Origin of the sequence: Pedobacter sp. N36a (assembly GCF_014472395.1) — a bacterium.
GTDB lineage: Bacteria > Bacteroidota > Bacteroidia > Sphingobacteriales > Sphingobacteriaceae > Pedobacter.
In genome coordinates, this window is the sequence record NZ_JACSZW010000001.1 from 505,539 (window position 1) to 526,469 (window position 20,931).

The 20,931-nt window shown below is 40.6% G+C and carries 20 protein-coding genes and 1 pseudogene; 8 read left to right on the forward strand and 13 right to left on the reverse strand.

Going from position 1 to position 20,931, the window contains the following annotated elements:
- Position 1: 1 nt before the first annotated feature.
- The gene (locus H9X96_RS02365) at positions 2–178 is read right to left on the reverse strand and encodes a hypothetical protein (RefSeq protein ID WP_187664721.1); all 177 of its coding nucleotides are present in this window, start codon (positions 176–178) and stop codon (positions 2–4) included.
- Positions 179–330: 152 nt separating this feature from the next.
- Positions 331–1,752 carry a hypothetical protein gene (locus H9X96_RS02370; protein ID WP_187664722.1) on the reverse strand — a complete coding sequence of 474 codons (1,422 nt, stop codon included), beginning with the start codon at positions 1,750–1,752 and terminating at the stop codon, positions 331–333.
- Between the two features lie 311 nt (positions 1,753–2,063).
- On the opposite strand from H9X96_RS02370, the gene H9X96_RS02375 reads away from it, so the two are divergent.
- From H9X96_RS02375 to H9X96_RS02390, 4 genes and pseudogenes are all read left to right on the forward strand, one after another.
- On the forward strand, positions 2,064–2,414 hold the full coding sequence (locus tag H9X96_RS02375; protein WP_187664723.1) for a transposase: 351 nt from the start codon (positions 2,064–2,066) through the stop codon (positions 2,412–2,414).
- A 24-nt stretch (positions 2,415–2,438) separates the two neighbouring features.
- Complete coding sequence (locus H9X96_RS02380; protein WP_370576708.1) at positions 2,439–3,035, forward strand: IS3 family transposase; 597 nt, start codon at positions 2,439–2,441, stop codon at positions 3,033–3,035.
- Entirely contained in the window at positions 2,977–3,186 is a 210-nt protein-coding gene (locus H9X96_RS23050) for an integrase core domain-containing protein (protein ID WP_370576702.1), read from the forward strand. Before H9X96_RS02380 ends, H9X96_RS23050 begins: the two co-directional genes overlap by 59 nt.
- A 164-nt stretch (positions 3,187–3,350) precedes the next feature.
- Positions 3,351–3,647: pseudogene (locus tag H9X96_RS02390) on the forward strand (peroxiredoxin family protein); the annotation flags it as partial.
- Positions 3,648–3,847: 200 nt separating this feature from the next.
- On the opposite strand, the gene H9X96_RS22665 reads toward H9X96_RS02390, so the two are convergent.
- Positions 3,848–3,976 (reverse strand): heavy metal-binding domain-containing protein, encoded by a 129-nt coding sequence (locus H9X96_RS22665; RefSeq protein WP_222943815.1) that lies wholly within the window; start codon positions 3,974–3,976, stop codon positions 3,848–3,850.
- 231 nt (positions 3,977–4,207) lie between these two features.
- Between H9X96_RS22665 and H9X96_RS02395 the strand changes: the two genes are divergently transcribed.
- The gene (locus tag H9X96_RS02395) at positions 4,208–4,624 is read left to right on the forward strand and encodes a hypothetical protein (protein ID WP_187664726.1); all 417 of its coding nucleotides are present in this window, start codon (positions 4,208–4,210) and stop codon (positions 4,622–4,624) included.
- A gap of 188 nt (positions 4,625–4,812) precedes the next feature.
- Here the strand turns inward: H9X96_RS02395 and H9X96_RS02400 are convergent, their stop codons facing one another.
- Positions 4,813–4,986 carry a hypothetical protein gene (locus tag H9X96_RS02400; RefSeq protein WP_187664727.1) on the reverse strand — a complete coding sequence of 58 codons (174 nt, stop codon included), beginning with the start codon at positions 4,984–4,986 and terminating at the stop codon, positions 4,813–4,815.
- 177 nt (positions 4,987–5,163) lie between these two features.
- On the opposite strand from H9X96_RS02400, the gene H9X96_RS02405 reads away from it, so the two are divergent.
- Both H9X96_RS02405 and H9X96_RS02410 read left to right on the forward strand, forming a co-directional pair.
- Entirely contained in the window at positions 5,164–6,129 is a 966-nt protein-coding gene (locus H9X96_RS02405; RefSeq protein ID WP_187664728.1) for a polysaccharide deacetylase, read from the forward strand.
- A gap of 35 nt (positions 6,130–6,164) precedes the next feature.
- A complete protein-coding gene (locus tag H9X96_RS02410; protein ID WP_187664729.1) occupies positions 6,165–7,196 on the forward strand; it encodes an Atu2307/SP_0267 family LLM class monooxygenase in 1,032 nt (343 codons plus the stop codon).
- A 64-nt stretch (positions 7,197–7,260) separates the two neighbouring features.
- On the opposite strand, the gene H9X96_RS02415 is transcribed toward H9X96_RS02410, so the two are convergent.
- From H9X96_RS02415 to H9X96_RS02455, 9 genes are all read right to left on the reverse strand, one after another.
- Positions 7,261–8,625, reverse strand: coding sequence for an aldehyde dehydrogenase family protein (locus H9X96_RS02415; RefSeq protein WP_187664730.1), 1,365 nt, complete (start codon positions 8,623–8,625; stop codon positions 7,261–7,263).
- Complete coding sequence (locus H9X96_RS02420) at positions 8,622–9,338, reverse strand: gamma-glutamyl-gamma-aminobutyrate hydrolase family protein (RefSeq protein ID WP_187664731.1); 717 nt, start codon at positions 9,336–9,338, stop codon at positions 8,622–8,624. The genes H9X96_RS02415 and H9X96_RS02420 overlap by 4 nt, the downstream gene beginning before the upstream one ends.
- Before the next feature lie 33 nt (positions 9,339–9,371).
- A complete protein-coding gene (locus H9X96_RS02425) occupies positions 9,372–10,520 on the reverse strand; it encodes an iron-containing alcohol dehydrogenase (RefSeq protein WP_187664732.1) in 1,149 nt (382 codons plus the stop codon).
- Between the two features lie 12 nt (positions 10,521–10,532).
- The gene (locus H9X96_RS02430; RefSeq protein WP_187664733.1) at positions 10,533–11,891 is read right to left on the reverse strand and encodes a glutamine synthetase family protein; all 1,359 of its coding nucleotides are present in this window, start codon (positions 11,889–11,891) and stop codon (positions 10,533–10,535) included.
- Complete coding sequence (eat, locus tag H9X96_RS02435) at positions 11,888–13,204, reverse strand: ethanolamine permease (protein ID WP_187664734.1); 1,317 nt, start codon at positions 13,202–13,204, stop codon at positions 11,888–11,890. The genes H9X96_RS02430 and eat overlap by 4 nt, the downstream gene beginning before the upstream one ends.
- A 61-nt stretch (positions 13,205–13,265) precedes the next feature.
- A complete protein-coding gene (locus H9X96_RS02440; RefSeq protein ID WP_187664735.1) occupies positions 13,266–14,828 on the reverse strand; it encodes a SusD/RagB family nutrient-binding outer membrane lipoprotein in 1,563 nt (520 codons plus the stop codon).
- 17 nt (positions 14,829–14,845) lie between these two features.
- Positions 14,846–18,205, reverse strand: coding sequence for a SusC/RagA family TonB-linked outer membrane protein (locus H9X96_RS02445; protein WP_187664736.1), 3,360 nt, complete (start codon positions 18,203–18,205; stop codon positions 14,846–14,848).
- 268 nt (positions 18,206–18,473) lie between these two features.
- Positions 18,474–19,595, reverse strand: a complete 1,122-nt coding sequence (locus H9X96_RS02450; protein ID WP_187664737.1) for a FecR family protein — start codon at positions 19,593–19,595, stop codon at positions 18,474–18,476.
- Positions 19,596–19,666: 71 nt separating this feature from the next.
- Entirely contained in the window at positions 19,667–20,260 is a 594-nt protein-coding gene (locus H9X96_RS02455; RefSeq protein WP_187664738.1) for an RNA polymerase sigma factor, read from the reverse strand.
- 335 nt (positions 20,261–20,595) lie between these two features.
- On the opposite strand from H9X96_RS02455, the gene H9X96_RS02460 reads away from it, so the two are divergent.
- On the forward strand, positions 20,596–20,892 hold the full coding sequence (locus tag H9X96_RS02460) for a Dabb family protein (RefSeq protein WP_187664739.1): 297 nt from the start codon (positions 20,596–20,598) through the stop codon (positions 20,890–20,892).
- Positions 20,893–20,931: the final 39 nt, after the last annotated feature.

A 20,931-nucleotide genomic window follows, 5' to 3' on the forward strand; every position in this document is an offset into this window, starting at 1 on the left:
TCTATTCCGGTGGTTCATCTTTTGAATAAATCTCCTTTAGAGTTATGTCGAGGATAATTTTTGCAATTAAATTCAGTAAAGCTTCGGTTTTCATTTTTTCAGAATCACTGACTATCTTGCCAATTTGAAGGTCAATATCAATAACTGACTTAGTTCTTTTTGCTTTTCTCTTTTTCATAACCCTATTTTTTTAGAAGTTATTGAAAAAGGAAAAGCATCAGCCGGTTCTTTCCAGATTGTCTAATACGGTTGTCACTGGGCCATATCCTTGCCGCCCTGGAATACAACCTGCACAAGTAGTAAATTGTCGAGGGCGCTTAACTATATGTATTATTTTTCCTTATACCATGGCATCCAATAATTGTTATTATCTTTTTGCTGGTGGCAGTGGCAGCTTACATTTTTTTTATCAACAGCGAAATACATGCTTATAAGATCGTGTAATCTTGGATCATATAACTTTAATTTATCACGAGTGTTAATGTCATTGTGAATTCCGTTGGTGACCGCTTCTTTTTTATTTACTTTAAACCAAGATTGAACGCCTTCTGCAAAATATTCCGCCGGATTAGAAATAGCATAAGTGTCTTTCCAAAGTCCTTCGCTTAATGCTTGCGAATATATAGTGTTAAGCTTATTATTGAAATCAATATCAATAAAGGAAATTCCCATTGAGTGCATAGCGTGAGCGAACTCATGTATCAATATATCCTCACCATTATACCGATCGTTGTTCAAACATAAAATATTCTCTTCTCCACAACTAGTCAGAGGAAGCTCAGTTGTTCCACCAAAACCTCTTGCTCTCGTATTCATCTGCTCATCCATCCCGCTGTATTCAGGGATATCGATAGTTAACTCATTTTTACCTAGAATCGCTATTCTAGCATTGTTATCAATAAGCTTAGCTTTTATAGATGGACACTTTTCAAGCATCATCAAGATCACTTCTCTTGTTTTGTAAAAAGCTTCATCACTCACTGCCTTCGAACCAATAATTGGTAAACCTGCCGCATTTAAATACTTTTCATAAAATTTATCGAACTTAAAAACCGCTGGGACACCTGAAACACGAGAAAGAGAATCATTCAATAAAAAATCAGAAGTTATGATCTTTCCAAATTTGGAAGAAAAGTCGCCGGAAGAAATTACTCCCTGTTTAACAGTTGAAACATTTGAATCTTTTAAAATCGCCATTGGTAACGAAATATCTTGATTATCGATTAAAAGTTTTAAATTGTCAGCCCATAGTCGTCCTTTTCCAATTTGGTATAATCCGAAATCGATAGACACTACTGAATCAGGTAACTTCAACCTTATTGAATATTTTTTCCAGGAATTAGTACCGTTGAGATTCACATCTTTCATTTCCTCAGCAACTAAAGGTCCGTTCTTTCCATTAATGACTAAGACTAGCCCAGATCTTCCTTCGACATGATCTAATTTTAGATAACCCGATAATTCTACAATATCACCTTTAAACAATGATTCGATCCGATTTAAAACAAGAGCCATTGAATCTTTTTCTAACCTATTATCTTTAGATTTAATTAGTAGTGAGGAGCTCCCTCCGTATTTTTCGGAAAAATCGATTTTAACAGAATGTCCTTCTCCATATTTGATCCAAGAAGCAGGACTATAATTTACATCTGCAACATTTTCAAAATCTAAATTCAACGACAATGCTCTTTTCACAGGCTGAGCAATCACAGAAAGCGTACATAAAGATAAAATAATGGTTAGTCTAATCACTTTATTGTTTTGATTTTGTTATTCAACTAAATATATGATGTTTTATCATAAATAAATGTCCTAGGTAAACTAAGTCAACTGATTTTGCAAAAGTGATTTTTTGTTTGCCACAAATATTGTAATTCACGTGAATATTGCTTCTGCTTCCCTTTCATCAATCGTTTCTATATGCCGTATATTCCACTATAGTACCAGGATGTATATTTCGGGAAAAGTGGTTCTTCCCCACTTTTGGTCTGTGATCTGTATAATACTCCCCAAAATTAGGTCGATAGTTTAAGGCAAAAATAAAAGCCGTAAATTTAGGCAGGATGAAAAAAGTAAGCAGAAAGAAATTTAGTGCAGAATTCAAAGCAAAAGTAGCCATAGAGGCTTTAAAAGAGCAAAAGACACTTGCTGAACTCGCGGTTCAGTATGATATTCATCCTACCCAAATTTCCCTTTGGAAGAAACAATTCCTGGATAACAGCTCTTTATTGTTTTCGGAAAAGCCATCAAATAATAAAGAGCAGGAGGCAAATGAAGCGCGGCTATACGAGCAAATTGGCAAACTTCAGATGCAGAATGAGTGGCTAAAAAAAAGTTATAATGAAGTACTGCATTGCAGAACGCAGGCTGATGATTGTCAAAGATCTCCAGTTCAGCATCACCGATCAGTGTAGTATGTTGAATATTCACAGGTCAGGATTTACTATAAGCCTCAGGGTGAGAGTAATCTAAATCTTGAATTGATGCGGTTGATTGATAACTACTTTCTGGAACATCCTCATACTGGTGTAGTGACTCTTTGTGCTTATTTGTGCCTGAGCGAAGGCTATACGGTTAATGTAAAGCGGATACGCAGATTAATGCGATTAATGGGGCTTATGGCCGTATATCCCGCAAAAAAATTGAGTATAGGCAATAAAGCGCATAAGATTTATCCATATCTGTTAAGGGGTCTTATCATAAAACGGGTAAATCAGGTATGGCAAACTGATATCACTTACATCCCTATGAAAAAAGGATTTATGTACATGATGGCCGTTATTGATGTCAAAAGCAGGTATATCTTAAATTGGAGTGTTTCCAATACCATGGATGCAGCCTGGTGCACTGAAGTATTAGAGGAAACGATAGCCTTACATGGGAAGCCTGAGATATTTAATACCGATCAGGGTAGTCAGTTTACATCCGCTGAATTCCAAAAGGTATTGGATGACAACACAATACGGATATCGATGGATGGAAAAGGCAGAGCGTTGGACAATATTTTTATCCGTGCGCTTCTGGAGAAGCCTTAAATACGAACATATCTATTTAAAGCCTGCAGATGATGGCTTGGAATTATTCAGGGGAATCCAGGAGTACATTAATTTCTACAATAATCAGAGAAGGCATACCTCACTAAAAAGACAGACACCAGCTGAAAGTTATACACAATTGGCAGCATGAATCTAAAAGAAAAAAGAAGCAAAAAAGAAAAGGGTGTGGAAATATGGAAAACTCGGAAGGGAGTTTCCCACATTCCCACACCTCAAGCAACAACAACAAAATTAAATAATTAACATTGTAAGGATTATCGTCCTAACAATAGGGAGTACTTTACACCTTGTCGCGCCGAGAATCCTAACATTATTTTAGCTTATCATAAATTTAAGGATAAGGGCTTTACTGTATTAGGCGTTTCACTGGATGACAAGCAAACTAAAAAATCCTGGATAAAAGCCATTAAAGACGATAGACTTGATTGGACACAAGTATCAGACTTGAAAGGATGGAAAAATGAGGCAGCACTACTTTACGGCATAACCTCAATTCCCGCTAATATACTTATAGATCCCAGCGGGAAAATTGTAGCCCGTGATCTTAAAGATAAGGCTCTACTGGATAATCTTACTAAACTTCTGAAATAAATAAAACTTACCTATACGTTAAAGTTACTTAGGTATAAGACTCCCCATACTGCTACTTACTGCAGCAGTCTATTACGACAAATAGAATGCTGAGCAACTTTATCCTGTGCAATTGACTGTGCATAAGCTGTAAAATTGCTATTCAATAAGCAGATCAAAAGGGGCCCTGAAGACAATAGTTTGCTGTATAGCAGCAAACATTAAACAATCACTTCATCAGACTCTACATCTATCTCTACAAGTTTCATTTTACATTTCGGACAGGAACCTGGTAGATCACTCTGGACTTCAGGGTGCATTGGACAGGTATAAATTGGTTCTTTTGACATGATATTTATATTTAGGAATTCATAACTATTTAAGTGCTTCACCGTACTATCTCCTGAAATTTCATCCAGTCTTTTCCATTTTCCAACTCAAAATGAATATGAATATACACTGTATAATTCAATAACCTCCTGAGTTAGCAATTAGTTTTCCCAAAATATAAGGTGATATAAATTGTCCACCTGCTATGGTTTTAAAGTAAATTAGCGGAATTTCAATAATTACAAATAGATATGAATGTAAAAGAACTAAGAATTGGTAATTATGTATTCCCAAATGATGAAATCCTAAATGGGCTTGCTAATCCTTGCCAAGTACTTGGCATCCTGCCTAATCAAAAGATAGCTTACCAGAGAAACAGCAAAGATCCAGTCCAAATGGAATGCAGTCATGATCAGGTAAATCCAATTCTCATCAATGCGGATTGGCTAGTAAACCGGTTAGGATTTAAAGATAATGGTGGCGGATATTACCAGCATGAAGATCTCAACTTCTTCCTATTTCATGTAGAAGAAGATGAGTATTATGATTGCTATAAGCAGGTTCCGACAAATGACGATACCGGTGATTTTAAAACACTGCAGCATGTCCATAAATTACAGAATCTATTTTTTGAATTATTCGATGAGGAATTAATCAATAATGATTAGTCAGCAAATGTGCTTTTCCAGCATTCTTATGGTTTCATCTGTCTTTTGATCATAGATAATCCCCCCTAAAAAGAAGGGATTATCTATCATAGCTATTTTAGAAATTCTATCATCAGACTGGCAGTTTCCTGACGTTTCTCCTCCAGAATAAAATGACCAACAGGTCTGCGGCCAGCCTGGAATTAAAATTAAGGGTTCTCCCTTTCCAGCTTCAACTCGATATCATTGTCTTTTAATGCCTGATTATATCCTATAGAAAACTTAATGTGTCCCCAAGCAGTTAACATTAAGATCAAATCTTCTTCTTTTAATGCTCCAGTTACCTGAGCGCTGCAATAATCTAAGTATTCTTTTTCCGTCATCTGATGTTGCTTTTTAGCAGTAGTTTCTTCGTGATAAATCAATTAATCCTCATCAAAACGTAGTTTATGGGCCATTGATTTTCCAAAGATCGGAAAATATATTTTGATCATTAAAACTGAGGACCACATTCTGAACTGAAAAAGCTATATTAATCTTGATTTCAGAACTATTTACAGATGATAAAATTACACGCCACACTACTGCTTCTTTTTTGCAGCCTTTTTTCACAGGCTCAAAACGATATAAAGCAGTACAAAACCTATTTTGCAACTGGCAGTTACGAAGGAAAAAACATATTGGTTTTACGGCAATTTAAACAAGCGACGCAGCAATCTTACCTGATCGTAAACCCAGAGACACTGGAAACGCAAATCATTAACAGCCAACAGGTTGTACTGAAGCCGATTACCTTTCAGGAATTCGGGATATCCCTCAAAAACACCCCTTATTACAAAGCACTTCAAACTGCCCGGCAGCAATCGCTGCATCTTCAGGATGCAGGAATCACCCATGGCTTTCCCAAAGAAAAAGGGATCACGCTCACCATAGACCTCTGTCCATCCCATAAACCCTTAGACAGAAACATATTTACCGCATTGATCGCGGCCTTTCAAAAAGAAGAACGGCCAGTTCCTTTGGCTTTATCGATTACGGGAAAATTTATGCTCGGCCATGCCGATGATATCCGCTGGCTGCAGAGACTTCAAAAATCTGGCGAGCTGGACATTACCTGGACCAATCATACCTATAACCACCACTACAATCCAAAGGCGCCCTTAAATATCAACTTCCTGATGGAACCAGGAACAGACCTTAATTTTGAAATATTAGGCTTGGAACAAGCCATGATTGAACGGGGATTACTACCTTCGGTTTTCTTCAGGTTTCCAGGATTGGTATCTAATCAAAAGCTAGTAGATCAAGTGACAAGTTATGGCCTTATTCCCATTGGAAGTGACGCCTGGCTGGCAAAAGGACAGTCGAGTCATGCCGGAAGCCTCGTGCTGATCCATGGAAATGGCAACGAACCTATTGGCGTTAAAGATTTCATCAAGCTATTGGCTACCGAGAAAGCGACCATCAATCAACAGCAATGGCTGCTGTATGATTTGAGGTCGAGCGTTAAAAATGAGTTCAAGTAAATCATCATCAAAACAAAGCATATTAAAATTAAATAATGGAAATTGGGATCAGTACATTTGGAGAGCTACAACCAGATGGTGTAGCGGGAAAAGCGGTTAACGCGCATAAAAGGGTTCAGGAATTATTAGAAGAAGTAAAACTTGCGGATGAAGTAGGTCTTGATGTTTACGCATTTGGAGAACACCACCGCTCCGACTTTGTCATCTCCTCCCCTGAAATTATGATGGCAGCCGCAGCAGCCATTACTAAAAACATTAAACTTTCCAGTTCTGTGACCGTATTGAGCTCAGCAGATCCGGTACGGACTTTTCAAAACTTCGCTACCGTAGACCTCATCTCTAACGGAAGAGCAGAAATCATTGCAGGAAGAGGCTCATTTACAGAATCCTTCCCCCTATTTGGGTACAATCTGAACGACTATGATGATCTTTTCACAGAAAAACTAGGTTTATTGCTGCAGCTCAATGAAGAAGAAATCGTCACCTGGCAAGGAAAACATAGGAAGTCTATTGTGAAAAGAGGTGTATACCCCCGTCCGATACAATCATCCATTCCGATATGGATTGGCGTAGGCGGTACTCCTACCTCTGCACAGCGCGCAGGAAGAATGAACCTGCCTATGGCTGTGGCAATTTTAGGCAGTCCACCAGAGCAATTCGTACCTTTTATCAACCTCTATCGTAAATCTGCTGCGGAAGCAGGTCATGATCCCACTAAACTTCAATTGGCCATCAGTTCACAGTTTTATGTCGCAGAAAATGCACAGCAGGCAGCCGATGAATTCTACCCTTCTTATGAGCAATTAATGAACCGGGTAGGAAAGGATAGAGGCTGGTCGCCGATGAGCAGACAGCAATTCGATTATTTACGCAGTAATGGACCATTAGTGGTCGGAAGTCCGCAGCAAGCGATTGATAAAATCATGCACCAATATGAACTTTTCCAAAATACCAGATTCCTGGCACAACTAGTTACCGGATCAATTTCGCATAAACAGGTTTTGAAAACCATAGAATTACTAGGTACAGCGATTGCACCAGTGATTAGAAAAGAAACAAAAAAATAAAACAAAACTGCCCCCAAATAGTGTCTAACTTTTTGGGGACAGTTTAATTATTAAAGGCATTTTTTTATTTCCTCAGGTGCCAGGCTTTTGGCTTCACAAAAGCCCTAAATCCCTGATGGGAAAGTGTAGCGCCAAAACCAGAATGCTTCCGGCCGCTCCACGGTAAACCTGCGCTTACCCTATCGCAGCAATTCCAATATCCAGAACCAGCATCTATATCAGAAAGTATCCGCTGTGCTCGATCCACATCATGAGAATAAACCGCAGCAGTTAGGCCATAAGCAGTATCTTTCATAAAGATTAAGGCTTCCTCATCATCTTTTACTTTCATAATGCCGATAATAGGGCCAAAACTTTCTTCGCGCATCACTTTCATCTCATTCGTTACATTGACCAATACTGTGGGTTCAAAATAATAACCTTTACCTGCGCTTCTTTTTCCTCCATACAGCAATGTTGCGCCTTTTGACAAGGCATCCTGCACCTGGTCTTCCAATACATCCAATTGCTCTTTTCTGGTTAAAGCACCTATATAAACACCTTCTTCGGTGGGCAAACCTATTTTCCAGGACTGTACTTCTTTCAAAAATGCAGCTTCGTAGGCTTCATAAACAGACTCATGCACATAAATCCGCTCTACTGCGCAACAGCTTTGTCCGTTGTTATAAAAAGCACCATCGGCAGTACCTGCAGCTACTCCAGCCACATCCAGTACATCATCAGCAACATACAGGGGATCTTTCCCACCCAATTCCAGTTGACAAGGCACCATTTTATGTGCCACCTTTTCATAAATATGCTTGCCGGTACGGTAAGACCCTGTAAAAAAGTAGCCATCAAAGTCCAGTTCCAGCAGAGCCTCGCCTGTTTCTTTAGCACCTAGAGCAAGTTCAAAAACACCAGAAGGCAATCCTGCTTTTTTCCATAATTGCTCAATTTCCAGCCCCGTTAAACTAGCATATTCAGAGGGCTTATACATCACCGCATTTCCAGCCATTAATGCTGGTACAAATACATTTACACCCACCAGATAAGGGTAATTCCAGGCCGAAATATTGCAAATCACCCCGAGTGGTTCATAAGAAATCTTTTCTTGAAGCTCCTCCGTATCCGTAATTAGTTCTTCCGATAAATAGCGCTCAGCATGGCCCATCATCCAAAGTATCCTTGCCCTGGCTCCATTGATTTCGTTGCGGGATTGAGCTAAAGGTTTACCTACTTCGGCTGTTAAAACTGCGGCCAAACCTTCAATTTGCTCGCCCAGCAGCTCATAAAAGCGCTGTACCACTACTAACCTTTCCGACAGTTTTTTCAAGCCCCAGGCTTTCTGGGCCTGACGCAATACGGTATATTTTTCATGTAAAGCAGCAGGACTGTCTTCCTGAACCGTCTTTATAATTTCTTCTGTAGCGGGATTGATGATGTTCATTTCTGATGATTTCTTACTTCCTGAATAAACTGTTCTTTGATCTTTTGAGAGAAAGGGTGATTTTCTTTCTCTTTCATTCTTTCCGGATGCCATTGTACAGCGATCATAAAGCCACTATTCGTTTTATCCTTATACTCCAAACCTTCCACTATTCCATTCCCTGAAACCGCATACGCATTGATCATTAAATTCCGACCAAGCCGATTCGGATTCACTGCCTGGTGGTGTGCACTGTTCACGAGGCCTTGATCCTGCCCTGTAACTGACTCCAGCAAAGATCCTTTGACCACTTTTATCCCATGCACTTTATCCAGTTCTCCTTTTTTATGAAGCTCATTTTCAGGCGCACCAATATCATCAAATACCGCTCCTCCCTCCAAAATGTTGATGTATTGCATGCCTCTGCAAACTCCGAGTAAGGGCAATCGCTTTATTTTCGCAAATTCATAAATCTGTCTTTCAAATTCATCTCTTTCCGGCGAGAATACCGCAGGGCGATGAGGATAATCTTCCGCTCCACCAGAAATTGAAGGCGTCACATCAATCCCTCCCGTCAGCACAAAACCATCGCATTGCTCCATATCTTCTATATTTCCCTTTTCAAAAGAGAGTTGAAGTAATTCCAGGTCTTCTGCCAGTTCTGCAGCGGTAAACCAATTCCAATAATTTTGAAATCCTGCTTCTGTGAAGCTAATTCCTATCTTTTTCCGCATGGATTAAATACATTAACAATCATCAAATATTTTCTAAAGCGCTTCTAAATACAAAGCTTTAAAATCTTCCCTGCTCACTGGCTTAGGATTATTCGGATGCGCAAAATCTGCAAAAGCGAGATCCGCCAAGGTTTCTATATGTTCCATCCCAACGCCAATATCGCGCAAATGATGTGGAATCCCCAAACTAGAATTGAGTTCAAAAAGGTAATTTACTACCGCGGCACCGTTCTCTTCTTTCAGCTCCAGTACCTTCGCGATCCGCTTAAATTTATCTTCGAACCCAGCAATGTTAAAGGCCATCCCATAAGGGATATTCACTGCATTTGCTAAACCATGATGCGTATCCAACAAGGAAGAAAGCGGATGTGCCAAAGAATGGACTACGCCTAAACCTTTCTGAAAAGCAATTGCGCCCATCATAGAAGCCATCAGCATCTTGCTGCGGCTTTCCACATCTGGCCGATGCGTAGCAGTTTCCAAGGCACCTTTAATCAAATGAATTCCTTCCAAGGCAATTCCATCGCACATTGGATGGTAATTTTTAGCTAAGAAAGCCTCCATATTATGGGTTAAGGCGTCCATTCCGGTGGCAGCAGTAATATGCGGCGGCAAATCCATCGTCAAAAGGGGATCTGCAAATACGATTTTAGCCATCAGTTTGGGAGAAAATAAGATTTTCTTTTGATGTGTTTCATCATCAGAAATGATCGCACTTCTGCCCACTTCACTTCCTGTACCAGAGGTCGTAGGAACCGTAATAAAATGCGGCACTTCATTGGTCACGTACACATCTCCACCGATCAAATCATCATACTTGAACAGGTCTTCCCGATGGTTCACCCTTAAAACTATAGCTCTGGCTACATCTAAGGCAGCCCCACCACCAATTCCGATCACCACATCCCTCTCCTCTTCATCCCATACCTCAGTCCCTTTATAGACATCACTTTTTACCGGATTTTTATGAATGTCACTAAAAACCTCAACCGAAAAACCCTGTGCTTTCAGATCGGCCACAATACCGCTAAAGAAGGGCAGCGTTGCCACTATAGGATCAGAGACCAGCAAAGGACGGCTCAAGCCATTGGCTTTTAAATAGGCTGGCAATTCTTTGATGACACCTGCACCAAAACGAATCGTAGTTGGAAAATTAAATTGATGTATTTTATCAAATATCATGGTTCAGCGGATTTAAATAATTTCAAAATATCTTTTCATCTCCCAGTCGGTCACAGCCTTAGCATACTGCTTGCATTCCCATTCTCTGGTGAGCGTAAAATGTTCTACAAAGTCGGCACCAAATAAAGTGGCGGCCAAAGGCGATGCTTTCATTTTCCTGGTGGCCTCTTGTAAACTACCTGGAAGGATGCCATTGGAAATATCCAAATAACCATTTCCTGCTGTTGCGGCTTTAGTTAATACCAGGTTATTTTTAATTCCATAAAGTCCCGCAGCCAGGCAGGCCGACAAAGCCAGGTATGGGTTCGTATCTGAGCCTACCACCCTGGTTTCCAACCTTGTGGTTTTGGTATGACCAGGTAATGCGCGTAAAGCCACCGTTCTATTGTCGATTCCCCAGGTTAAAGTTGTAGGTGCCCAGGCGCCTTCCACTAACCTTTTATAACTATTGATCGTCGGTGCAATCATGGGTAAAATATAGGGCAAACAATGGAGCTGTCCGGCAATATAGGACTTCATCAACGCCGACATTTTGAATGGATCTTTCTCCTCATAAAACAGGTTTTGTTTGCTTTCCAGATCCCATAGGCTTTGGTGGACATGGCCACTGCAACCCGGAAGATTTTCATTGATTTTAGCCATAAAAGTGGCCATGATATTATGCTGGTAGGCAATCTCTTTGACTGCTGTTTTAAACAAAATCGCCTGGTCTGCCGCTTCCAAAACCCCTGCATATTTAATGGCGGCTTCATACACGCCTGGTCCTGTTTCTGTGTGCAGTCCTTCAATAGGAATTCCAAATTTGCAGAGGAGCTCAAACAAATCCGACATATAACTATTTTTCAAACTGCTCCTTAAAATGGAATAGCCGAACATTCCTGGTGTTAAAGGCTGCAGCTGCTGAAAATTCTTCTGGTGTACGGATTCCGGTGTTTCGGCGAAATTAAACCACTCAAATTCCTGAGAAAAATAAGGTTTGAAACCTAGAGATTCGGCCTCCGAACGTATTTTAAGCAGCATTTGCCGCGGACAAGCATACAGGGCTTTACCTTCCTCATTTACAAAATCACCCAAGAAAAAAGGAAGGTCATTTTCCCAGGGGATCTTACGGAAAGTTTGCAGGTCTAACTTCACCTGAGCATCAGGATAACCGGTATGCCAGCCTGTAAAGCGGACATTATCGTAGGCTGCATCGCCCATATCCCAACCAAAAGTCACGTCACAAAAGCCTAACCTTCCCTCCAGAATAGAGAGAAATTTCTCTGCTGCAATATATTTACCCCTCAGCACGCCATCAATATCTGCAACAGCCACTTTTACTTTACCTGAGGGATGTTGTTTTACATAAGCTAAAATTTCTTCTGTTGTCATTGATCTGCAGATTTAAAAGTCCGGTATAATAAAAAGGTAACCGCTAAAATGGAGAAGTAAATCAGTCCAAGTTTAGGATTAAAAATAAACATCGCGATGATGGATATACTGGCGATGATCAGCGCAATAATGGGAAATAAAGGATAGAAACGCAGTCGGAATGGACGTGGTAAATCCGGTTCTCTATTCCTTAAAATCATAATGGAGACCATCGAAATGATGTAAAGTGTCAGTGCTCCAAATACGGAAACGATAATAATTTCCGAGGTTTTTCCGGAGAGCAGCGCTAGAATACCGATCAGCATATTCCCAATCAGGGCGTTTGCGGGGGTATGAAATCGCGAGGATATTTTCCCTAAAAACGAAGGGATATGATGCACACGCCCCATTTCATAAGTGGAGCGACCTGCGGCCAGAATCAGTCCATGAAAGGAAGCGATCAATCCAAAAAGCCCAACTGTAATCAGTAAATGATACATCAAATGGTTATTTCCGGTGATTTTCGCCAATGCCAGCGGAAGCGGCGAGTCGGAAGTTTCACCGCTCAGTCCGTTTTTATAAACGATGGCTTCCCAACCAGCAATCCCTGTTGCCGTCACAAAAACCAGGACACACAAAATGGCCAGTGTGAAAATCGCCCAGCCAAATCCTCTGCTGATGTCCCTTTGTGGGTTCTTTGTTTCTTCAGCCACATTCGCAATTCCTTCAATCCCTAGAAAGAACCAGATGGCAAAAGGAAGGGCAGCAAAGACCCCGCTCCAACCATTAGGCAGCGCATGATGTGTGAGGTTTTGCATTTCAAACTTCGGCATGGCAATTCCGGAAAACAGCAGTAACTCGCCAACGGCAAAAACCGTGATGATCACCTCAAATGAAGCTGCTGCTTTTACGCCATACACGTTCAATGCAGTAAAGATAAAATAGATAGAAATGGCACTAGTGAGAATAGGTACCTGAGGATAGAAAGCATTAAAATAGGCACCGATCGCAAAAGCGATTGCGGGCGGTGCCAATATAAATTCGACAATTTGGGCAATACCGGCTACAAAGCCGATATTTTCCCCCATTGCTCTTTTTGCATAATCGAATACGCCTCCTGCTTTAGGAATTGCGCAAGCCAGTTCTGCGTAACTAAATGTAAAAGTAACGTACATCAGCATGATGGCAAGGGTGGCAATGGCCATCCCTCCAGTTCCTCCTTTTTCAAGGCCGAGATTCCAGCCGAAATACATTCCTGAGATGACATATCCAACGCCAAGTCCCCATAACATAAAAGGAGTCAGTGTTTTTTTTAAACCCTTGCTTTGTGTCATTGGCCGTTCTGTTTTAGGTATTTACATAGAATTTACCGTATTATAAATATAACATAAAATCTTACTTTAAGATCCACATCGTCTGATTAACATCATCACTACCACCGTATTGACTCTGAATCGCTGCCGAAACATTGGCTGCATTATAATCCAGTTCATTGGCAGGATAAAGCCAGCGCAATGGGAAATTAGTACTAGGTGTATTTAAGTTAGTGCTGCTGTTTAAAGTAAAGACCGGATAGCCAGTTCTTCTGTTCTCCATCCAGGCACTGTACTTGCCTCCATGTAAGAAATTAGCCAGGTATTTTTGGGTGATAATTTGTTCCAGCTGCTGTGCATTGGTTCCTGCCAGTGCTACACCTGCAGTATTTGGGAAGGCCGAAATATAGGCCGCATCCATTTTCATATTGTGGTTATAATCTGCCATATCCGGTGTACTCGCGGCTACAAAAGTCATCGAGCTGCTAATTCCAGAAGCGTAATAAGATTGTGCAGTAGCAGTGCTGATCCATCCTCTTAAACTAGCTTCCGCCAGGATAAATTGCTGGTCCCAAAAACTAAATAAGCTCACTGCTTCTGCATTCACCAATTGTACATAACGGTTATTCAAATCTGCATAATCCTTTCCTACCCTACGGGTTTGCAGACTAGAAAAAGCATCAGCAGGTTCTACACCAGGGTAAGCATTATAATCTGAGGCCAATAATCCGGCGGTAATTTTTAGGGGTGATGGCTTCGCATAATAGAATAAACGCTGATCCTTTAGCGCCTTCATAGGTGCCAACAAGGTATTGGAAAGCATCGTATAATTTGATTTTACAAATGAATTTCCTGAACCTGCCGGCACATCCGACCATGGATAGTTTTGTCCGGCAACATTGTTGTAAGCTAAAGCAAAATTATCTTTATAATCACGCATCAAGGGACGATTAGCAACAATATCCTTAAAGCGATCGATTACTTTTAATTCTGCATCACCTGTTTTTTTATACAAATTCATCAAGACATGAAGTTCGAAGCTATTCGTCAGCCTTCTCCAGTTGTCTATGTTTCCGCCATAAATCGGATCGCCCTCAAAATTGACTCCTTCGGAAAATAATTGATTGGCCTGATCCAGCTCATTTAAGATCCCTAAAAATACTGTTTTTTGGGTATCATATTTTGGTTGCAGCACTTTTTCACTTTCTCCTTTAATGGCATCCGCATAAGGGACATCTCCCACCTGCATACTGGCATTAAAAAACTGCCAAGCCCGAATAAAATGACCTAATGCCTGATAAGATTTCCTCAATCTTTCATTTGTTGCATATTTTTCCATTGGCGGAATGTTACGCAGCAAGGTGAGGCGAGTAAAATCTGCTCTCCCTAGCTTATTGTATTGCAGGTTTTCCTGACCTTCTCCCCAGGTGATGTATTTAGCTAATAAAAATGGCTGTATGAAACCCTTTGTATTAGCGATTTCGGATCTGGTGATGTTCAGAATCATTCCTGTGGCCAGGATAGAAGAGCTGACCTCTGTAGTTTTATCCGGGTTCGAATTGATATCTTCAAACTTCTGGCATCCAGCGCTCAAAAGCCATAATACCGGCAAAATTGATATATATTTTAAAACGTTAGTTTTCATAAGAATTTATTTAATGATTAGAAGCCTATTTTAAAATTGAAACCCAGCATACGCTGCGATGGTGAATTCAGGTTCTCGGTATCCACATCCGGATCGGAATATTTAAAATTGGTCCACATCCATAAGTTTTGTCCTGTGACCGAGAAGGAAGCTCTTTTTAACCCTAGTTTGCTTACGAATTTCTGGTTAAAACTATAGCCCAGCGACAACTCGCGAAGTTTCACAAATGACTCATTCTGAATCCCTTTATCACCACCTCTAAAGTTCTGCGCATAATCCTGATAACCTACTTCTACATCATTGGGTGCATACTGACGGGTATCACTTGTAATCTGGCCATACTTATCATAGGTCACATTTCCAGAAATCACTTTCACCCCTTTACCTATAAAATTATTCTTACCATTGACCACCTGATCATAACGATATTGATTATCTGAATCTGGATTTGTACCGGTATCCCACATCTTGTCGTACATATAATTGTACATCAGGCCACCAATACGGCCATCAATATTTACATTCAGGTTCCAGTTTTTATACCTGAAACTATTGATAAAGCCGAAGCTGAAATCAGGCTCTCCATAACCATATTTTTTGTTGTAATCACTTTCCACTGGAGAACCATTATTGAAAATGATATTGCCTTGTGGATCTCTCAGCCAATAACTGGCTTTATAAGTATCCAGTCTTTCTCCTTTTTTAGTCCATAAATCATCCGGAGAATATAAAGGATCGATATCTACATAATAACGGTGCTGCTGGGCCCAGTTCATGGTGGCATACCATTCAAAATCTCTTCCTTTAATCACCGAACCATCTACAGTAATCTCAATACCACGGCGTTCATAAGTTTCCTTAGTATTGACGATTGCCATGCCAAAACCACTTGAATTAGGCAAATAAGCGGTATTTCCTTGTCCTTTTAGATCTGTTTGTCTGTTATAGTAATACTTATTAAAATAAGCTACATCAAAATGCAGGCGTTTTTTAAAGAGGTAACCTACAGCACCAATTTCCCAGGTACGCTGTGAGCTTGGCAACAGATTTTCACCCAATAAATAACTAGGATAGGAAGCGGAATTTAGTGTATTCCAGGCCGCAGTATTGGTCGTATAGACACTATTAATAGCATAAGGATCGAAGGCTTTTTTAAAGATCGTCCATGACCCGCGCAGCTTAAACATATCCACTACTTCCGGGAATTTCAGGAGTTCAGAGATCACCACACTGGAACCTATAGAAGGATAAAAATAGTCTCTTGACGATTTAGGCTGTGCCGAATTCCAATCATTTCTACCGGTTACATCCAAGAAAACTGCATCGTTCCAGCCAATGGAGGCTCTGCCATACAAACTATTGATTTGTCTGGAGTTATGAAAAGGCTCCACAGTTGGCGCCTCAATAGAACCTGCCAATGAAAAGAAGGTTGGAGAAATCAACCCATTTCTAGTGGTCGATTTCAGCCCTTGATCCGCGAAATAATAAATCGTTCCCCCTACCAGGCCATCAAATGACCATTTATTGAGTTTCTTTTTATAGGTTAAAATCAGGTCATCATTGGTGCTATATCCTGTGGTATTGTTGATACCATACATCCCTCTTGCATTCCAGCCTCCTCTGGTAGAGAAGATATTTGCTGTCGGATTTCGCTTTGTTTCTGAGTTGTTGTAGTTGTCGTAACCCAAACGCAGCATCAGGTTAAACTCTTCATTAAACTTATAATTTGCGGTCACATTCGCATTAACGGTATTTTCAGTTTTTCCATTTAATTTCTCATGTGCAATCAGATAAGGGTTGTCATACCAGTTGGTATACATCCAATTTTGCGTTTTATTTGGCACTACCCAGTAATCTTTATAATCACGAATGTCGTACTCGGTACCAGTCCACATCACCAATTGATACAGGTAACCCTGGTTGTCATAACCACCGCCCCAAATTTGAGGAGCAGAGCGTCTGCTCAGACCAAAATGACTTTCGATTTTAAATTTATCATTGATTCTGATCTCTCCACCGGAGGTTAAATTCATCATGCTCAGCTTCTGATTAGGAAACTGTCCTTTATTATAAATATGATTTAAGCCGATTCTGAAGCTTCCATTTTCTCCGGTCTGGGCAATGGAAATGTTATTACTGGTCACTACACCGGTATTCATAAAGTTCTTCAGGTTGTCTTTACCAACAGATACCAGCGGTCGATTGTCTTCAAACTGTTTCGTTACCGGGTTCCAATCTCTGGCAGTATTTCCAGCATCCAGCTTAGGGCCCCAAACGTAATCATTGTCGATCACCCCATTTTGTCCGCGGCCATAAGAACTCTGTACTTCCGGAACGGCCAGATAGCCCAGTTGAAACATGGTATTGCTATTGATGTCAACGGCAAAACCTTTACCGGCAGCCCCTTTTTTAGTCGTAATCAACAATACCCCGCCATCTGCACGTGAACCGTATAATGCAGAAGCGGTAGATCCTTTTAACAGGTCCATGCTTTCAATATCATCAGCAGGAACATCGCGAAGCGTCATATTCCCATAAGGAACCCCATCGATAACCAATAATACGCCTTCTCCTCGAAGTTCCAGTTTTGGCTTTTCATTAAATTCCGTAGAATTCTTCACCACCAATCCTGCGACCTGTCCGGTTAAGGAAGTTCCAAGATCCACTCCTTTTACGGTCTGCACCTTATCACCGCCAATCTTTTGAACGGCATATCCCAGAGATTTCTCCGAGCGTTTCACTCCTAAAGCGGTGACGACTACTTCAGATAAGTCTTGTTTTTGCGCTTCCAGTACAATGTTGAGCACTCCAGTAGTTGAGGCCACTGTAATTTCTCTGGTGGCATAGCCGAGGTACCTGACTACCAGTACATCTCCTGCTTTTGCATTGATCACAAAATCACCGGAGGTACTACTTGAAGCACCTTCTTTTGTGCCCTTCACAATAATTGAAGCACCTGGCAGGGGATTTCCTTCTGTATCTACCACCTTTCCTTTAATCGGCAAAAGCGCAACAACTTCCCCCTTTGGGATGGCCTCCTTTTCAATTATTTTCTTTTTAATCACCACTGTTTTATTGAGGATCATATAAGAATAAGGTCTGTTTTTAAAAATCTGGGTTAGGGCATCTTCCAGGCTTACTCCTTCCATTTCAATACTGATCAGACCTTCCTGCTTGATCAACTTATTGTTGTAGAAGAAAGTATAACCACTTTGCTTTTTAATGTTTTCAAAAAGCGCATTGAAAGTGGTGTTTTTTTCTGAGAGTGTAATTTTCTGGGAGAACCCATCTGCGGATACCTGCAGGCAGCCAAAGAAAATTAAAATTACGGTGAGTTTCATGGCCAATACGGTCTGTGTTGAGCATAACCACCTCATAAAAGGGGTTTTACTACATGAGTTTAATTTCATATTTTTGAATGTTTCGTTTATTCATTAATTATCCAATAAGTTTTTTTTGAGGTCAACCGGAACATTGTTCCATTCTGATAAGATCGGATTGGGCAGACAGGGCCCTGTTGCGAGCAGGGTTCTGTTTTTCCTTCCTAACAGTGTTGTTTTGCAAGCATTTATTTTTCCATAAGCGTTGGTGGTGGTTTTAGAGCTTGGTTAGCGTTTAATTATTTGGTTAAGGTTTAATTAGATTTTACTTTTTAACGATCAGCTTACGGCCTTCAATCCTAAATTGAGTCCCTTCAAAAGACAATATTTTGAGTGCCTCGCTGAGCTTAATTCCTCTGGGTATATCGCCCACAAATTCATCGTCATGACGGTCTACTTCATACACAACTTCTATATCGTACCATCGGGAAAGCTGTCTCATGACCTCGTGCAGGTTCTCTTTTTCAAAATGGAAGAAGCCATTTTTCCAGGCCATCACCTGTGCAATATTTGCCGTATTGACTTTTAAATCTCCTGATCCATTTCTCTTCAAATTGGACTGCTGCCCCGGTTTAAGCACAATTGTATTTGCGGCTATCACCTTCACCCTACCTTCAAGAAGTGTAGTTTTCAATTCTCCCTCATCGGTATAAGAACTGATATTAAAGTGAGTACCCAATACCTGTACCTGCTGACCGCTTGTGGAGACAACGAAAGGGACTTTCTTATTTTTCGCCACTTCAAAATAGGCTTCTCCTTCTAGTTCAACTTTCCGCTGACTCACATGTGCGAATGTGGTTGGGAACTTTATGGAGGATGCGGCATTGAGCCATACTTTTGTACCATCGGGAAGATTGACCTGATAGACACCGCCTTTAGGAGTGCTTATGGTATTATAAGCCACTGATGTGGCATCGGATGCAGTCACCGAATACACCAATTCTCCGTTTTTACTTTTCGAAATCTTTACCCCACTTTGTTTAGCCAGTTCTCCATCATTGGCATCGGTGAGCGAAATTTTTGAGCCATCGGCCAAGGTTAAAGTGGCCTTATTTCCACCAGGATCTACGTCATGAGTGTTTACCGCCAGCTGATTTTCGGTATTTGCTGATTTGTTCTGAAAATAAAGGTATCCACCAACAGACAGCACCATTAAAAATACGGCAGCAGCAACAGCCTTTGGCCATAGAAACCTAGGCTGCTGACTGCGGTTAAAATCCTGTTCATCAGCTTCAGTAAGCTCCGCATCTACATTCCAGGCCTTGAACAATTGTCCGTCCAGCTTCCCTTTACTCAGCAATTCCGCAAAAAGTTCCAGTTCCTGATCCGTCAGCTGTTTCTTCAGATAACGTTCTACAAGTATTTCATAAAAATTATTCTCTTCCATAGGATGTCCGTTCAAATATTAAGACAATATTTAAGGGGCTTAAGGGTAGCTGAAAATTATTTATTTCGTAATTATTTTAGGAAGACCGTTAAAAGTATGCCTAATGATATCCCCAGGTCTTTTTTCACAGAAGCGCTCAATACTTTCATGGAACTCACCATGTGATTTTTGACTGCATTTCTGGAAATCCCCAAAGCCAGTGCCACCTCATCATAACTTTTACCTTCCTGCCTGCAAAGTTTAAAGATTTCTCTTGTTCTCGATGGCAAGGCTGCAAGCGCTTTCTCCAGGTATTCCAGATATTCTTTCGCCAGCAGTTCCTCTTCGGTACAGCTCCGTTGTTCGACAAAGCTATTGATCACTTCTCCCATCGCTACATCAGACCTCATTGCCTTTTTTAGGCTATTTAGGGTATGATTTCTGGCCATAATAAATAAGTAGGCCTTAATCGATCTGACTTCCTCCAGCTTAGATCTGTGCTGCCACATTTTAATAAAAACTTCTTGACTCAAGTCTTCGGATAAATCTGAAGAATTCACAAATCTTTTGATGTAAAGGGAGATAGCAGGACTATACCGATCATAGAGTTGAGAAAAAGCAGATTCCTGCCCTGCCATTATTTTGGCCTGCAGCTCCTGATCAGAAATGGTGTATTTTGTTGACATCTATAAATCCCGAAACTAAATTATCGAAATTAAGTCAATGTTATCCTAATGTTTTCGAATTAACCAATTCCTTCCTACAAGAACCAAAATTTCGCCTTATTTCTTGATTTCAGATATTTCAATGCTGCTGTAGCGTTTAGCTGCTGGAGCTCGTTTACTTAAATGCACGCTAGATTATGTTACCGGAGGGAGACCCATATCTTTCTCCGGTTTCTTTTCAACAAGAGGCCATTAACTCTGAGTGCAGGATTCCTCATCCCTGGTCAGCCGGAATATTCAATTCCGCTTTCTCCGCCACCATACAATTCCCTATATTTACCAAAAAACCTTTATATATGTTAGCTCATCACGTTTTATTCTGGCTAAAAGCCGACACTACAGAAGATCAGAAAGCCGCCTTCAGAATCGGCCTGGAAGGATTAGAAGCCATCGAAACGGTAGAAGCTTTCCACATTGGAACTCCCGCTCCAATTGATCGCGCGGTAGTAGACACTACCTATTCTTTCTCTTTGATTTTATTTTTCTCAGACCTGGAAGGACACGATGTGTACCAGGTTCACGATTTACACAAAGCATTTTTGGATGAATTCCGTGGTCTTTTTGAGAAAGTAATCATTTATGACGCTCATTAACATTTAAACGGAGAAAAACTTTATCCCAGCTGGGATGTT

Coding starts and splice junctions, on each gene's coding strand:
- H9X96_RS02365 (WP_187664721.1), bottom strand. CDS start 178: ATGAAAAAGAGAAAAGCAAAAAGAACTAAGTCAGTTATTGATATTGAC.
- H9X96_RS02375 (WP_187664723.1), top strand. CDS start 2,064: ATGAAAAAAGTAAGCAGAAAGAAATTTAGTGCAGAATTCAAAGCAAAA.
- H9X96_RS23050 (WP_370576702.1), top strand. CDS start 2,977: ATGGAAAAGGCAGAGCGTTGGACAATATTTTTATCCGTGCGCTTCTGG.
- H9X96_RS22665 (WP_222943815.1), bottom strand. CDS start 3,976: ATGTCAAAAGAACCAATTTATACCTGTCCAATGCACCCTGAAGTCCAG.
- H9X96_RS02395 (WP_187664726.1), top strand. CDS start 4,208: ATGAATGTAAAAGAACTAAGAATTGGTAATTATGTATTCCCAAATGAT.
- H9X96_RS02400 (WP_187664727.1), bottom strand. CDS start 4,986: ATGACGGAAAAAGAATACTTAGATTATTGCAGCGCTCAGGTAACTGGA.
- H9X96_RS02405 (WP_187664728.1), top strand. CDS start 5,164: ATGATAAAATTACACGCCACACTACTGCTTCTTTTTTGCAGCCTTTTT.
- H9X96_RS02410 (WP_187664729.1), top strand. CDS start 6,165: ATGGAAATTGGGATCAGTACATTTGGAGAGCTACAACCAGATGGTGTA.
- H9X96_RS02415 (WP_187664730.1), bottom strand. CDS start 8,625: ATGAACATCATCAATCCCGCTACAGAAGAAATTATAAAGACGGTTCAG.
- H9X96_RS02420 (WP_187664731.1), bottom strand. CDS start 9,338: ATGCGGAAAAAGATAGGAATTAGCTTCACAGAAGCAGGATTTCAAAAT.
- H9X96_RS02425 (WP_187664732.1), bottom strand. CDS start 10,520: ATGATATTTGATAAAATACATCAATTTAATTTTCCAACTACGATTCGT.
- H9X96_RS02430 (WP_187664733.1), bottom strand. CDS start 11,891: ATGACAACAGAAGAAATTTTAGCTTATGTAAAACAACATCCCTCAGGT.
- eat (WP_187664734.1), bottom strand. CDS start 13,204: ATGACACAAAGCAAGGGTTTAAAAAAAACACTGACTCCTTTTATGTTA.
- H9X96_RS02440 (WP_187664735.1), bottom strand. CDS start 14,828: ATGAAAACTAACGTTTTAAAATATATATCAATTTTGCCGGTATTATGG.
- H9X96_RS02445 (WP_187664736.1), bottom strand. CDS start 18,205: ATGAGGTGGTTATGCTCAACACAGACCGTATTGGCCATGAAACTCACC.
- H9X96_RS02450 (WP_187664737.1), bottom strand. CDS start 19,595: ATGGAAGAGAATAATTTTTATGAAATACTTGTAGAACGTTATCTGAAG.
- H9X96_RS02455 (WP_187664738.1), bottom strand. CDS start 20,260: ATGTCAACAAAATACACCATTTCTGATCAGGAGCTGCAGGCCAAAATA.
- H9X96_RS02460 (WP_187664739.1), top strand. CDS start 20,596: ATGTTAGCTCATCACGTTTTATTCTGGCTAAAAGCCGACACTACAGAA.